Annotated in this window: 14 protein-coding genes; 7 read left to right on the top strand and 7 right to left on the bottom strand. The window is 64.7% G+C overall.

What is annotated here, in order from left to right:
* Window positions 1-23 precede the first annotated feature (23 nt).
* On the bottom strand, window positions 24-971 hold the full coding sequence (locus ACWFUC_RS25180; protein ID WP_489623724.1) for a LysR substrate-binding domain-containing protein: 948 nt from the start codon (window positions 969-971) through the stop codon (window positions 24-26).
* 244 nt (window positions 972-1215) lie between these two features.
* Here ACWFUC_RS25180 and ppk2 point away from each other — a divergent pair, with 244 nt between their 5' ends.
* A complete protein-coding gene (gene ppk2, locus ACWFUC_RS25175; protein ID WP_034341306.1) occupies window positions 1216-2127 on the top strand; it encodes a polyphosphate kinase 2 in 912 nt (303 codons plus the stop codon).
* A 110-nt stretch (window positions 2128-2237) separates the two neighbouring features.
* Here the strand turns inward: ppk2 and ACWFUC_RS25170 are convergent, their stop codons facing one another.
* Window positions 2238-2780, bottom strand: coding sequence for a hypothetical protein (locus tag ACWFUC_RS25170; protein ID WP_034341298.1), 543 nt, complete (start codon window positions 2778-2780; stop codon window positions 2238-2240).
* A 328-nt stretch (window positions 2781-3108) separates the two neighbouring features.
* Between ACWFUC_RS25170 and ACWFUC_RS25165 the strand changes: the two genes are divergently transcribed.
* The gene (locus ACWFUC_RS25165) at window positions 3109-4266 is read left to right on the top strand and encodes a metallophosphoesterase (protein WP_489623723.1); all 1158 of its coding nucleotides are present in this window, start codon (window positions 3109-3111) and stop codon (window positions 4264-4266) included.
* Window positions 4267-4272: 6 nt separating this feature from the next.
* Here ACWFUC_RS25165 and ACWFUC_RS25160 read toward each other — a convergent pair whose 3' ends face one another.
* Entirely contained in the window at window positions 4273-5229 is a 957-nt protein-coding gene (locus ACWFUC_RS25160; protein WP_489623722.1) for a GlxA family transcriptional regulator, read from the bottom strand.
* A 101-nt stretch (window positions 5230-5330) separates the two neighbouring features.
* Between ACWFUC_RS25160 and ACWFUC_RS25155 the strand changes: the two genes are divergently transcribed.
* The 4 genes from ACWFUC_RS25155 (at window position 5331) to ACWFUC_RS25140 (ending at window position 9445) form a co-directional block, all read left to right on the top strand.
* The gene (locus ACWFUC_RS25155; RefSeq protein WP_489623721.1) at window positions 5331-6578 is read left to right on the top strand and encodes an MFS transporter; all 1248 of its coding nucleotides are present in this window, start codon (window positions 5331-5333) and stop codon (window positions 6576-6578) included.
* Between the two features lie 58 nt (window positions 6579-6636).
* The gene (locus ACWFUC_RS25150; RefSeq protein ID WP_039787399.1) at window positions 6637-7236 is read left to right on the top strand and encodes a TetR/AcrR family transcriptional regulator; all 600 of its coding nucleotides are present in this window, start codon (window positions 6637-6639) and stop codon (window positions 7234-7236) included.
* A gap of 74 nt (window positions 7237-7310) precedes the next feature.
* Window positions 7311-8339: an NADP-dependent oxidoreductase gene (locus tag ACWFUC_RS25145; RefSeq protein ID WP_039786989.1), complete on the top strand. Its 1029-nt coding sequence runs from the start codon at window positions 7311-7313 to the stop codon at window positions 8337-8339.
* Window positions 8340-8434: 95 nt separating this feature from the next.
* A complete protein-coding gene (locus ACWFUC_RS25140) occupies window positions 8435-9445 on the top strand; it encodes an LLM class flavin-dependent oxidoreductase (protein WP_134136597.1) in 1011 nt (336 codons plus the stop codon).
* Window positions 9446-9541: 96 nt separating this feature from the next.
* Here the strand turns inward: ACWFUC_RS25140 and ACWFUC_RS25135 are convergent, their stop codons facing one another.
* The 4 genes from ACWFUC_RS25135 to ACWFUC_RS25120 are packed head-to-tail and all read right to left on the bottom strand — an operon-like array spanning window position 9542 to window position 13106.
* A complete protein-coding gene (locus ACWFUC_RS25135) occupies window positions 9542-10384 on the bottom strand; it encodes a GntR family transcriptional regulator (protein ID WP_204725962.1) in 843 nt (280 codons plus the stop codon).
* 31 nt (window positions 10385-10415) lie between these two features.
* Window positions 10416-11648: an amidase gene (locus ACWFUC_RS25130; RefSeq protein WP_489623720.1), complete on the bottom strand. Its 1233-nt coding sequence runs from the start codon at window positions 11646-11648 to the stop codon at window positions 10416-10418.
* Window positions 11649-11675: 27 nt separating this feature from the next.
* On the bottom strand, window positions 11676-12644 hold the full coding sequence (locus tag ACWFUC_RS25125; protein ID WP_199725106.1) for a polysaccharide deacetylase family protein: 969 nt from the start codon (window positions 12642-12644) through the stop codon (window positions 11676-11678).
* A gap of 9 nt (window positions 12645-12653) precedes the next feature.
* A complete protein-coding gene (locus ACWFUC_RS25120) occupies window positions 12654-13106 on the bottom strand; it encodes a hypothetical protein (protein WP_051156467.1) in 453 nt (150 codons plus the stop codon).
* Window positions 13107-13318: 212 nt separating this feature from the next.
* On the opposite strand from ACWFUC_RS25120, the gene ACWFUC_RS25115 reads away from it, so the two are divergent.
* Window positions 13319-14503, top strand: a complete 1185-nt coding sequence (locus ACWFUC_RS25115; RefSeq protein WP_034332429.1) for an ABC transporter substrate-binding protein — start codon at window positions 13319-13321, stop codon at window positions 14501-14503.
* Window positions 14504-14608 lie beyond the last annotated feature (105 nt).

Genomic DNA, 14608 nt, shown 5'->3' with positions numbered 1-14608 from the left:
TGATGGCGTGTGCGTGACAGCTCCTAGTTGGCCGCCGCCGCTTCGCCCACCAGCATCTCCACGCCATTGAGCTTGCACGCCAGCACCGCCTGATGCACGGCATCGATGGCCGCCTGCCGCGTGAAGCTCTTGCGCCAGGCGATGACCACGCGGCGCGAGGGGGCCGGTGCCACGAAGGGCACATAGCGCACCATGCCTTCGCGCGTATCGGTATCGGGAATGGAGGCGCGCGGCAGCACGGTCACGCCGATGCCGGAGGACACCATGTGACGGATGGTCTCCAGTGACGAGCCTTCGAAGGTGCGGGCGATGCCATCGCCATTGGTGGAGAAGCGCGACATCTCCGGGCAGACTTCCAGCACCTGGTCGCGGAAGCAGTGGCCATTGCCCAGCAACAGCATGGTCTCGCTCTTGAGTTCACGGGCATCGATTTCCTTGCGCTCGGCCCACTTGTGCTGGCGCGGCAATGCCACCATGAATTCTTCATCGTAGAGCGGCAGCACATTCAGTCCGTGCTCGGGGAAGGGCAGGGCCATGATGGCCGCATCGAGTTCGCCCTGGCGCAGCAGTTCGATCAGGCGCGTGGTGAAATTTTCCTGCAGGATCAGCGGCATCTGCGGCACGCGCTCGATCATGGTCTTGACCAGCGAGGGCAGCAGGTAGGGGCCGATCGTGTAGATGATGCCCAGGCGCAAGGGACCGGAAAGCGGGTCCTTGTTCTGGTTGGCGATTTCCTTGATGGCGGCGGTCTGCTCCAGCACCCGTTCGGCCTGGGCCACGATCTGCGCGCCCAGCGGCGTGACCGAGACTTCGGTGCCGCCGCGTTCGAAGATGACCACGCCCAGCTCATCTTCCAGTTTCTTGATGGCCACCGACAGCGTGGGCTGGGCGACGAAACAAGCTTCTGCTGCATGGCCGAAATGCTTTTCCCGCGCGACGGCCACGATGTATTTGAGTTCTGTAAGTGTCATGCTGTTATGCCGGAATCGTTTTCGGGACTATAGCCTATTTTCGCGCCCGCGGTTCTGCACGGCATCATGGCGTTTTCCCGCAGGATGGCGCAGGATGCAAGGGGATCGGCCGGTCCCGGCCACCTTTGACTCCAATGTTATCCGCCTGTCATGTCTTGGTCACAATGGGCAGGTATGTTGTCACGCACTTTTCAGGCGAAGGGGAGTGCAGCGTTCGCCACTTTATCTTGGATACGAGGACATGATGGATAAGGAAGAACTGGTCAAGCGCGTCCACCGCGAACTGGCCGACAGCTACGACGAAGAAATGGAACTGGAGCTGGAAGACCGTACCGTCGATCCGGTCACCGGCGAATTTTCCAGCGCGCACGGCAGCGAGGAAAAGGAATACCGCCGCCTGTATTTCCGCGAACTGTTCCGCCTGCAGGGCGAACTGGTCAAGCTGCAGGACTGGGTGGTGCAGACCGGCCACAAGGTGGTGATCGTCTTCGAGGGACGCGATGCGGCCGGCAAGGGCGGCGTCATCAAGCGCATCACCCAGCGCCTGAACCCGCGCGTGGCCCGCGTGGCCGCGCTGCCGGCACCCAATGACCGCGAACGCACGCAATGGTATTTCCAGCGCTATGTGTCGCACCTGCCGGCCGCCGGCGAGATCGTGCTGTTTGACCGCAGCTGGTACAACCGCGCGGGCGTGGAGCGCGTGATGGGTTTCTGTACCGACGAGCAATACGAGGAATTCTTCCGCTCGGTGCCCGAGTTCGAACGCATGCTCACGCGTGCCGGCATCCAGGTCATCAAGTACTGGTTCTCGATCACCGATGAAGAGCAGCACCTGCGCTTCCTCTCGCGCATCCACGATCCGCTCAAGCAATGGAAGCTGAGCCCCATGGACCTGGAATCGCGCCGCCGCTGGGAGGAATACACCAAGGCCAAGGAAGTGATGCTGGAACGCACCCACATTCCGGAAGCACCATGGTGGATCGTGCAGGCGGTGGACAAGAAGAAGGCCCGCCTGAACTGCATCAGCCATCTGTTGCAGCAGATGCCTTACGCGGAAGTGCCGCATCCGCCCGTGCAGTTGCCCGAGCGTGAACGCCATGAGGATTACGAGCGCCATCCGGTGCCCGATTCCATGATCGTGCCGGAAATCTACTGATCGGCAGAGCAGGGCGCCGCAATGAAAAATGGCCCGAGACAGAGCTCCGGCCATTTTCATTTGGAGAGTGCGGCGGGTTGCGCCGCGACTATCCCGAAGTGCGATCAGTCTCAGTCGAAGTACTTGGAAATGACTTCGCCGAAAGCCTGTTCCGCCGACATGCCATTGAGCATCAGCTTGCTGATCTCATCGGAATGCTGGTTGATTTCATCGGGCAGCATGTGGCGGTTGGCCTTGAAGTAAGCGTACTTCTCGCCATCGACCGCTTCGCGCGCACGGGCGGCGGCGGTGGTCGGGCGGGCGCTGCCGGCGGCGCTGCGGGCCGAGGAGGCACGGGCCGAACGCGGCGTGCTGCGGGTGCCGCTGCCGCCGGTGGCGACGATGCGCTTGATCTGGTCGAGGGTGAAGATGGGCGTCACGTTGCCGGGACCGAATTCGGTCTCCTCGGCGCGGTGCAGGTGATGGTTGCCATCGAAGGCCATCTTCTTGTCGAAGCTGTTGATGACTTCATAGTGCGGCTTCTGCACCGAACCGAACATGCTGAAATGGACGCGGTCGCCGTAGGAGCTCATCTGGGTAATCACGCCGTTGAGGAATTCGGCCTTGATCGCCTCGACATTGCCATGCCAGCGTTTGGTTTTGCTTGAACTCAAAATAACTCTTCCAATGATGCAGGCGCGGCCTGGTGTCGATGCTCTTGCCATCGATGCGGCTGTCGCCGCCAAGGTCGCGCGAATTAAAAACGGGGGGATAGAGGCAATATTATCCTCCTCCGCGCGTCTTCTTGCATGCCTGTGGCGTACTTTTTCTTCATCTGGCCATTTCTGCTGCCTGCCGATGAGCCATTTTGGGCAGGATTTACGAGGTTTTTCGCAGAAATTGCTTGAAAAGCATGTCTCAAGCCTTCATATGCTTGCTTTCCGGCAAGCTTGGTCCGGCCCCCGCAGTCCCGGGCGATGTGTCCTCTTTCAAAGGTTTTCCATGCGCCGTAGCCTCTTTTCGCTGTTGACCGTCCTCGGCCTGCTGGCCGCGCTTCATGCCTGGATAGGCTGGCAGCTGTTGCCTGCCCTGACCACCCACGCGGGCTGGATCACGTTGGGCGCAGCGGTGCTGCTGCTGTCTTTCCTGCTGATGCCGGTAGCGCTGGCCGTGCCCTACCTCAAGCGGCGCGGCCTGTCCGAAATCGCCGCCGACCGCGTGGCCTGGGCCGGCATGCTGGCCATGGGGGCGTTCTCTTCGGCGCTGCTGCTCACGCTCTTGCGCGCGCTGGCGCTGGCCGCGCTTCCGTGGCTGCACCTGCCGCCCATCCAGCAGCACGAGATGGTGGAACTGAGCGCCTGGCTGGTGCTGGCCCTCACCGCAGCGGCCACGGTCATCGGCTATCTCAACGCCCGCCGCACCGCTGCCGTGGTGGAGGTCAGCGTGCCCATCGCCAACCTGCCCGCGGCGCTGGAGGGATTCACCATCGTCCAGATCAGCGACATCCACGTCGGCCCCACCATCAAGGCACCGTATCTGCAAGCCATCGTCGACAAGGTCAACGCCCTGCAGCCCGACGTGGTGGCCATCACCGGCGACCTGGTCGATGGCAGCGTGCGCCAGCTGGCCCCCCACACGGCACCGCTGGCGCAACTGCGGGCGCGGCATGGTGCCTACTTCGTCACCGGCAACCACGAGTACTACTCCAATGCCCACGAATGGATCGATGAAGTCCGTCGCCTGGGCGTGACCGTGCTGATGAATGAACACGTGGTCCTGCGCCATGAAGGGGCGGGTCTGGTGCTGGCCGGGGTGACGGACTACACAGCCCATCATTTCGATGAAGCCCATCGCAGCGATCCGCATGCGGCCATTGCCGATGCGCCCAGCGGCCATCCTCGCGTGCTGCTGGCGCACCAGCCGCGCAGCGCCACGGCGGCCGTCGAGGCCGGTTTCGACCTGCAATTGTCGGGCCATACGCATGGCGGCCAATTCTTTCCGTGGAATTTCTTCGTGCCGCTGCAACAGCCCTATGTCGCCGGTCTCAAGCGCCTGCAGGGTCTGTGGATCTACGTCAGTCGCGGCACCGGCTACTGGGGCCCGCCCAAACGGCTGCTGGCCCCTTCCGAAATCACGCGCGTGCGCCTGATCACCGGCTGAACCGAGTCACTCCTCGTCCAGCCGCGCCAGCCGCCGCATGGCTTGCGGCGGTTGGCCGAACAGCCGCAGGCAGGCGCGCCGCATGCGCTCGGCATCGCCAAAGCCGGTGGCGCGGGCGATGCTCTCCAGGCTGTCCTGTGATTGTTCGATGCGCAGCCGCGCCGCTTCCGCGCGCATCTGTTCGATGGCGCGCGCCGGGGTCTGGCCGGTCTCGGCCGCAAAGCTGCGATCGAACTGGCGGCGACTGAGACAGGCCACTTCGGCCAGCGTGTCGACGGTCACTTCCTGATGCAGATGCGCGCGCGCAAAACTGAGTGCGCGGCGGATGCGCTCCGAGCCCCCATCCATTTCCTGCAAGGCCGAGAATTGTGACTGGCCGCCCGGACGGCGGTGATACACCACCAGTTCGCGCGCCACCGATTTGGCCAGTTCCGCACCGTGGTCTTCCTCGATCAGTGCCAGCGCCAGGTCGATCCCGGCGGAAATGCCGGCCGAGGTCCACACCTTGCCATCGCAGGAATAGATGCGGTCGCTGTCCACCTTTACCTGCGGATGCATCTGTTGCAGCTTGGCCGCCATGCGCCAGTGCGTGGTGGCGCGCTTGCCATCGAGCAGTCCGGCGGCCGCCAGCACGAAGGCCCCGGTGCATACACCGGCGATGCGGCGCGAACGGGTGGCTGCGCGCAGGATGTAGCGACGCAGTGCCTCGGACACCAGCCCCTCGCGCGGCGCACCGCCCCCCGCCACCACCAGCGTATCGAAACTCGCGCGGCCAATGCGCTCGGTCTGGATCATCGCCCCGGCCGAACTGCGGATCAGGCCGCCCGGCTCGGAATGCAGCGTGATCCGGTAGAGCGCGCGTCCGCTCACGCGGTTGGCGGCATCGAAGGCCGACAGCGGGCCGGTGAAGTCGAGCATGCTGCAATCGGCAAAAATGAGGAAGGCGATGTCGCGCGCGGGCATGGTGCAGAAAACGTCAAATGGCTGGAAATGCCGGAATTATGACATTCAAGCCATGCGGCTGCACGCCACACTGCAAGGTCTGATCCCTACCGGAGACTGCCTTGTCCACGCTATCCACCCATCCCGCCACCATACCCGGCAGCCCGTCAGCCCATCGCTGGAAGGTCCTCGCTGCAGGCGTTGCCGCCAATGCCAGCTTCTCGGCCGTGTTCTCCGGCCTCCCTGTGACTTCACTGGTGCTGCGCAGCGACTATCACCTGAGCAATGCGCAATTGGGCCTGGCGCTCGGATTGCTGAGCCTGGGCGTGGCCTTGGGCGAACTGCCCTGGGGCGTGCTGACCGATCGCCTGGGGGACCGCAAGGTGCTGCTGGCCGGACTATTGGGGACCAGCGCCGCGCTGTGCCTGTTGATGGCGATGGCGCGGCCGGGGCAGGGCGGTTCGGCCTTCGTGTGGCTATGCGTTGGTCTCACGCTGGCAGGCTTGCTGGGCGGCAGTGTCAACGGCGCCAGCGGACGCGCCATCATGGCCTGGTTCGCAGAGGGCGAGCGGGGACTCGCCATGAGCATCCGCCAGACGGCAGTGCCGCTCGGCGGCGGTATCGGCGCCTTGCTCTTGCCCACGCTGGCTGCGCGAGCCGGCTTCGGTGCGGTGTATGGCTTCCTGATGGCCCTGTGCCTGGCCAGCGTCACGCTGGTGTTGCTGTGGCTGCGCGAGCCGCACAAGGCATCACCCTCGCACACGGCAATTTCTCCTGCGATGCCGGCCTTGCGCAGTCCGTTGGTCTGGCGGCTGGCGCTGGGCACCGGCCTCTTGTGCGCGCCGCAGGTGGCGCTGATCAGCTTCGGCGGCATCTTCCTGCATGAAGTGGGGCAGGCCGGTCTGCTCCTCATCAGCGTGTTGCTGACGCTGGTGCAAGTGGGCGCGGCGCTGGCGCGCATCGCCAGTGGCCGCTGGACCGACCGGCGCGGCCAGCGCCGTCCTTATCTGCGTGCTTGCGCATTGGGCAGTGCGCTGCTGTTCCTGCTGCTCGGCGTGTCTTCGCTCAGCAGCCTCTCCGTCTCGCTGCAATGGCTGGGCGGCGTGCTGTTGGTGGCGGGCGTGGTGGTCTCCGCATGGCATGGCGTGGCCTATACCGAACTGGCGGTGGCTGCGGGTCCGGCACAGGTTGGCACCGCGCTGGGGCTGGGCAACAGCTGCGTGTTCGGCGTCTTCTTCCTCACCGCCCAGGCCGTCCCGCTGCTGCTGCACTGGCACGGCTGGCCCGCCGTGTGGATAGTCACGGCAGCGGTGGCCTTGCTGGTGTGGCCGCTGTTTCCACCTGCGCGCAAGGCACCGGCATCAAGCTGATCCGGCGAAAAAGACGGGTCTTAGACGACCGGTCTAATTTTCCGTTAGAATGGGCCGCATGCGAGAACACTACGACCACAACAAGCGTCACATCCTGCAAGCCGGCCATGCGCTCATTGCGCAGAAGGGCTACACCGGCGTCGGCCTGGCCGAGATCCTGGCGGCGGCGCAGATTCCCAAGGGTTCCTTCTATCACTACTTCGGATCGAAGGAACAATATGGCCGCGAACTGATCGAGCATTATGTGGCAGGCTATCTGGACCGGCTGGATCACGTCCTGTCCGACCGCAGCCAGGGCGGCAGCGCCCGCGAGCGCCTGCTGACCTACTGGGGATACTGGCTGGAAAGCCAGTGCTGCGAAGAAGCCGAGCAGCGTTGCCTGGTGGTCAAGCTCTCCGCCGAAGTGGCCGATCTCTCCGACGACATGCGCCAGGTATTGCACGGCGGCACGCAGCGTTTCATCGAACGCATCGCCGCCTGCATCGAGGAAGGCATCGCCGAAGGCTCGCTGCACACCGTGCTGCAACCGCTGGCCACGGCCACCATGCTGTACCAGCAGTGGCTGGGTGCCAGCCTGCTGTCCAAGCTGGGCCGTGACCGCGCACCGATGGAAGCGGCCATGCTGGTCACGCGGCACGTGCTGGTCGCACCGCAGTAATCAAGCCAGATCAGGCCAGAAAGATTCGATGGCGCGCCGCGCCTCTCAATGAACCGAATACGGAAAGGATTTCCATGACTCAATTGCCCAAGACCAACCGCCGCATCGTCCTCGCCTCGCGTCCCGCTGCCGCCCCCACCGCCGAGAATTTCCGCCTGGAAGAAGTGGCCATTCCGGAAGTACAGGAAGGCCAGATGCTGCTGCGCGGTGAATGGCTCTCGCTGGACCCCTACATGCGCGGCCGCATGAGTGATGCGCCTTCCTACGCACCGCCGGTGGAAATCGATGGCGTCATGACCGGCGGCGTGGTGTCGCGCGTGGTCAGCTCGCGCCATCCCGATTTCAAGGAAGGCGACCTGGTCATGGCCTATACCGGCTGGCAGGAATACGCCATCTCCGACGGCAGCGGTGCCAACAAGCTGCCCGCCGATTTCGCCCATCCCTCGCATGCGCTGGGCGTGCTGGGCATGCCCGGCTACACCGCCTACGCCGGCCTGATCGACATCGGCCAGCCGCGCGCCGGTGAAACCGTGGTCGTGGCCGCCGCTACCGGTGCGGTCGGTTCGCTGGTCGGCCAGATCGCCAAGCAGCGTGGCTGCCACGTGGTCGGTATTGCGGGTGGCGCACAGAAGTGTGAATCGGCGGTCAAGGAACTGGGCTTCGATGCCTGTATCGACCACCGTGCGCCTGACTTTGCCGAGCAACTGAAAGCGGCTTGCCCGCGCGGCATCGACGTGTATTTCGAAAACGTTGGCGGCGCCGTGCTCGATGCCGTCATCCCGCTGCTCAACATCCATGCCCGCGTGCCGGTGTGCGGCCTGATCGCCCACTACAACGGCGGAGGCTTGGCCACCGAGAGCAGCGCCATCCTGCGCCGCCTGCTGACGCAGCGCATCCGCGTGCAGGGCTTCATCATCTTCGACTACTACGTCAATCGTCCCGACCTGTATGCGGCCTTCCAGAAGGAAGTCGGCACCTGGCTCAAGGAAGGCAAGCTGCACTACCGCGAAGACGTGGTGCAAGGCCTGGAGAAGGCCCCTGAAGCCTTCATGGGCCTGCTGCAAGGCAAGAACTTCGGCAAGCTGGTGGTGAAGCTGGACTGAGTCCGCTCACCGTCCACAGCACGCCTCTTCCGGGGAAGCTACCCGGCCACCGGCACGGCCTGCGAAGGCCGTGCCGACTCGACAAGGATTCCTGCATGATTCCGTTTTCCGTCCTCGATCTGTCGCCGATCAACCAGGGCAGCACCGCCGCCCAGGCCTTCAACAACAGCAAGGAACTGGCACAGCGCGCCGAAGCCTTGGGCTACAAACGCTACTGGCTGGCCGAGCATCACAACATGCCCGGCATCGCCAGCGCGGCCACGTCCCTGGTGATCTCGCATGTGGCGGCCAACACCAAAACCATCCGCGTCGGCTCGGGCGGCATCATGCTGCCCAACCACTCGCCGCTGGTCATCGCCGAGCAGTTCGGCACGCTGGAGTCGCTCTATCCCGGCCGCATCGACCTGGGCCTGGGCCGTGCGCCAGGTTCCGACCAGCGCACCGCGCGCGCCCTGCGCCGCCACATGGGCGGGGATACGGCAGACAACTTCCCGCAGGACGTCATCGAACTGCAGGAATATTTCGACGAGCCCTCGGACTACCAGAACCTGCGCGCCGTTCCGGGCAGTGGCCTCAAAGTGCCAATCTGGCTGCTGGGTTCCAGCATGTTCAGCGCGCAGCTGGCGGCAGAACTGGGTTTGCCGTTTGCCTTCGCGTCGCACTTCGCGCCGGGCTTCATGAAGTCGGCCGTGCAGATCTACCGCGAGCGCTTCAAGCCCTCGGCCACCTTGAAGAAGCCTTACGTGATGCTGGCCCTGAACGTCTTCGCCGCCGATACCCAGCGCGAAGCCGAGCGTCTCTTCACCTCGCTGCAGCAGCAGTTCCTCAATCTCATCCGGGGCACGCCCGGCCAGCTGCGCCCGCCGGTGGATGACATCGATGCGCTGTGGCAGCCGGGAGAACAGGCCCATGTCGAGCGCTCGCTCTCCTGCGCCGTGGTCGGTGACCGCGAGACCGTGGAAGAAGGCCTGCAAGCCTTCATCGATGAACATGCGCCCGATGAGCTCATCATCACCGCGCAGATCTACGATCACGCGGCGCGCCTGCACTCCTTCGAGATTGCAGCGCAAGCGCGCGAGGCGTTGAAGGAATCGGTCACGATCTGATTGACGGTATGCACGTAAAAATGGCGGCAGGGACTTCAGTCCTTGCCGCCATTTTTTCATCCCTGCGAGGTGATGCAGGTGATGCGGGTGATGACCCTATTCCATCCCCAGCATCCGTGCCAGGCTGTTGCCGCTCTTTTCGCTGACCAGGTGAATGTGTTCCTCCAGCGAGACCAGATGCGCTTCCATGGCCGCCACCGCACCCTCGCTGTCGCCGCGCTCGATCAGGTCGACGATATGGGTGTGTTCATCATGCTCGCAGGCCGCATACCCGGCCGGCTCATGCAGCGCCACGATCAGCGAGCAGCGTGACACCAGTTCGCCCAGATAGCGCTGCAGCGTGGCATTGCGCGACAGCTCGGCCACCCGCATGTGGAAAGATGAGGCCAGGCGCGCCCAGTGGGTCTGCGCATAGCTGTGCATGACCTGGTGCTCTTCCTTCAGTTGGCGGCGCAGCTTGGCCAGGTCGGCGCGCGTCGCATTGCGGACGGCCAGCCGCATGATGGCCCCTTCCAGTGCGCGCCGTGCCTCGAAGATCTCGCGGGTCTCTTCCGGTGTCGGCATGGCCACCACCGCACCGCGATTGGGCCGCAACTCCACGATGTGTTCGTGCGCCAGTTTCTGCAGCGCCTTCTGCACCACCGTGCGCCCCACGCCGAACAGTTCGCACAGCGCCGCCTCCGGCAGCTTGGTGCCAGGGGTGAGGCGCTGGCTCATCACGCTGTCGAAGACGGTCTGGTAGATGCGCACGATGATGTCCTCGCCCGCTTCGCCTTCCAGTACCAGGGGCGCGGTATCGGCCAGGTCGTCGTGCCGCACGCGCGGACGGCCGGCGCGGCTCTGGCGGGCCGGTGCCGCTGCCGGTTTGGTGGCGTGCTCCTGGGACTTGCCAGTGCGGGAAGTCGGCTTGGCCGTCTTGCGGGGAGAGAGGTCGCTCATCGTCTAGTCATGGGGTGGATCATGCCCGGTCTTACTGCGCTGCCTGCAGGCTGCGCCACAGGCGCGTCGCCAGCCCGATCAGGGCCAGGTCGCTGCCGGCCGGGCCGAGCAATGATACGCCGATCGGCAGTCCGGCGGGAGTGGTGAAGGGCATGCTCACCTGCGGCAAGCCCGCCAGTCCGGCCACGCAGGTCAGGCGGAAGGTGCGCGCACGCACCTGGTCGATCTCGGCCGCCGTGGCGTCACGCAAGGGCGCCACGCTGGATGCGGACGGCATCACCGCCACTCCGTCGGCGCCCAGCAGGGAGCGTACACGATGCCGCACCAGATCCTGTTTCTCGCGCGCGGCGCGGGCGGTGTCGGCGCTGATGTTCTGCGCCATGTCCCAGCGCGCCTGCACCGCCGGACCGAACAGCGGACGCGCCGAATTGATCCACGCTCCGTGGCATTGCCAGGCATCGAAGGCCGAGGCATGGATGTAGGCCTGACGCCACCTCTCCAGTTCGCCTTCGTCGCCCGACAGCCGCATGTGCTCGCCGGGCAGTTCGCTGCGCAGTGCGTCATAGACCCGCTGCACGACCGGATGGAAGTCGGCCTCGGCCAGTTCCAGCAGATCGAACGGCAGCAAGACCTTGCGCAGTTGCGCGGATCCGGTCTTGGGCAGCAGCACCTGCCCGACCCGTTCGAAGGTCCCCGCATCATGCGCCAGCCAGGTGGCCGTATCGAAGCTGGGGCACAGCGGCGCCATGCTGGCCGTGGAGAGCAAGCCGAAGCTGGTACGCAGGCCCCACACGCCGCAATAGCTGGCCGGTACGCGGGTCGAGCCTCCGGTGTCGGTGCCCAGCGCGAAGTCGCACAGGCGCGCCGCCACCGCTGCGGCCGAGCCGCTGGAGGAGCCGCCCGGCACGCGCTCCGGTGCGGCGCTGTTGACCGGCGTGCCGTAATGATGGTTGTCGCCGTGGATGCTGTAGGCCAGTTCATCCGTCAGGGTCTTGCCGACCAGCGTGGCGCCGGCCTGCAGCAACTGCTCCACCAGCGCATTGCTGCGCGTGGGGATGGGATGGCTGCGCAGCCAGTCCGGGTTGCCGGCGCCGGTCGGGTGGCCGGCCACGTCGAACAAGTCCTTGGCAGCGAAGTGCAACCCGGCCAACGGGCCGCTGGCAGCGCCCGGCAGGGTGAAGCGGCCATGCGGCACGAAGGCGCCCACGTGGTCATTGATCTCGAAAGCGGTGGTGCGGGTGGCCGTGGCCTGGGCAGTGCTCAATTCATTCTCCTGATGCGTCATGCCGGCTCAGAACGGCTGGCGTAATTGTTCGAGGCTGTCCACGTGGTCGCAGATCGCGCCGGGTGTGGTGAACCAGATCTCGCCGCGATCGCGCGCCGCCGCCAGGTGCTGCAGGGCGGTGCGCAGATGGCGCAGGCGATAAGGCTGGCCGACCAGGTAGGGATGCAGGGCAATGCCCATCACCAGTGGCTGGCGCAACGCCTGTTCGCGCATCTCGTCGAAGTTGTCCACGATCATGCGGGCGAAGTCGCGGCCATCCATCTGGCGCGCCACGATCATGGGGATGTCGTTCAATTCCTGCGGATAGGGAATCGACCACAGCGTCTCGCCGGTGCGGGTGCGCATGCGTACCGGCTGGTCGTCATGGGCCCAGTTCAGGTTGTAGCGATAGCCGGTTTCCTGCAGCAGGTCGGGCGTGACCAGACTCTCCGAAATCCAGGGCGAGAGCCAGCCCGTGGGCTGTACTCCGCTCTCGGCCTGGATGCGGGTGCGGCAGTGACGCAGCAGGGCCGCTTCGGCTTCCTCGTCCAGCGTGCCTTGCTGATGTGCATTGGTGTGGCCGTGGCCGATCAGTTCATCGCCGCGCGCAGCGAAGGCTTCCACCAGTTCCGGGCAATGATCGTAGAGCGCGGTGTTGATGAGCACGCCGGCCGGCAGGCCCAGTTGTTCGAACAGTTCCAGGCAGCGCCAGGCGCCGACACGGTTGCCGTATTCACGCCAGGCATAGTTGAGGACGTCGGGCTCCGGACAGACCGGCCCCAGCTTGGCCCCCAGCCCCTCTCCGAAAGCGAAGTGCTCGATGTTGAAGCCCAGGTACACCGCCAGTCTCGCGCCATTGGGCCAGCAATAGTCGGGCCGGCGATGGATGGGCGAATAGCCGAAACGGCCATGCGAGCGCAGCACGCCATAGGCATCCCGTCCATCATCATGGCCCAGCGCTTCGCCCGCATTGGGCGGCAGAATCGTCGCTTGCATGCGGCCTCCTTACAGCTCGGCCAGGCCGGCGCGCACCAGCAGGCGTTCGGCACTGTCGTTCCATACATCCATCTGCACGATCAGCCCGTGGCGGATCACGTAGCGGTCCACGTAGCGATTGCCTTCGAAGGCCTCGCCATCGGGCCACACGCCAAACAGCGTGCCACGGTTGTAGACGATGGCTTGTTCGACCGTGGCACCGGCTACCACTTCGGTGCCCTCGAAACGCTTCTTGACCCAGCCATAGCGCGTGGCGTTGAAGGCTGCGCATTGCGCCGGGTCGATCATTTCCCGGCCGCCGGTAAAGCGGATCTTCAGCTCCGGCGAGACGAAGCGGCGCGCGGCCACCGGGTCGGGAATCATCAGCACGCGCAGGTATTCGTCCACCAGGGCGGCCGGATCATAGGGCAGGGGAGGCAGGGTTGTTCCCTGTCCGGTGATTGATGATGGTGCGGCGTGCATCATTTTCTCCATGGTTTGCACAAGCATTGTGCATTATTGAATGCAAGTTAAATATCCGATCAGCAGCAATATGCCGTATTTAATGCCGTCACTATTAGAGAGATATTGTCGGCAAAAATTAATGCTTCCTGCTGCGCTTGGCATAGCCCTTGCATAAGTCATGCCGGGCAAAGCCACACACTCACTTCTCGGAACCTTATGGAGGCAACACCATGATTCGCCTGACCCGCCGTACCCTCATCGCCGCCGCAGCCGCCACCCTCGCCGCCGCGCTGTCGCCGCTGGCACTGGCCGCCGACCCCATCAAGATCGGCCTGGTCACGGCCCTTTCCGGCCAGTCGGCCCAGGCCGGCGAAGCCTTGACGCGCGGCATGAGCATCGCCATCGACGAGATCAACGCCAAGGGCGGCCTGCTGGGCGGGCGCAAGCTGGAACTGGTGCGCCGCGATGACGAAGGCAATCCGGCCAAGGGCGTGGTGGCCGCGCGCGAACTGATCTTCAAGGAAAAGGTGGCGGTGCTGTTCGGGGGCCTGGATACGCCGGTTTCGATGGCCATCGTGCCCATCATCAACCAGGAGAAAGTGCCTTTCGTCGGCCCCTGGGCAGCCGGCACCGGTGTGACGAAGAATGGTGCCAATCCCAACTACGCCTTCCGCGTCTCGGCAGTGGATGAACTGGTGGACAAGGCCATGCTCAACTACGCGCAAAAGACCTTCAAGAGCAGCAAGGCCGGCCTGATCCTGGTCAACAACCCGTGGGGCGAATCGAATGAAAAAGGCATCGTCGCCGCGCTCGCCGAGAAGGGCCTGAAGCCCGCCGGCATCGAGAAATTCGAAGCCAGCGACGTCGACGTGGTGCCGCAACTGAGCCGCCTGAAGGCGGCCGGTGCCGATACCTTGTATCTGGTCGGCAACGTCGGTCCCTCGGCCCAGGTGGTCAAGTCGCTCGACCGCATGGGCTGGAAGGTGCCGGTGGTCTCGCACTGGGGACCGGCCGGCGGCCGCTTCACCGAACTGGCCGGACCGAACGCGAAGAACGTGCACTTCATCCAGACCTTCAGCTTCTTCGGCAAGCTCTCGCCGGTGGGCGAGAAGGTGGTGGCCGAACTGAAGGCCAAGTACCCCGCCATCAAGGGCCCGGACGACATCACCCCGGCCGTGGGTGTGGCCAATGCCTATGACGGCATGCAGCTGGCCGCACTGGCCATCGCCAAGGCCGGCTCCACCAACGGCGATGCGGTGCGCGAAGGCTTCTACAAGATCGACCGCTATGAAGGCCTGATCAAGACCTACGTCAAGCCCTTCAGCCCGACCGTGCATGACGCCCTGCAAGCCGATGACTACGTCTGGGCGCAATTCATCGACAACCGCATCCTGCCGGTTGGCCTGGCCCAGTAAGGCCGACATGAGGATCCGTGATGTAGTCAACAAAAGGGCTGGCGCATCACTTCCCGTTCGGACTGAGTAGGCCCGCCGGGGCCGTATCGAAGGCGCGACGCCTCT

This window comes from Herbaspirillum sp. Her4, from assembly GCF_057961335.1.
The sequence above is the reverse complement of the archived record's forward strand: the minus strand, read 5'-3'. Positions and strand labels throughout refer to the sequence as shown.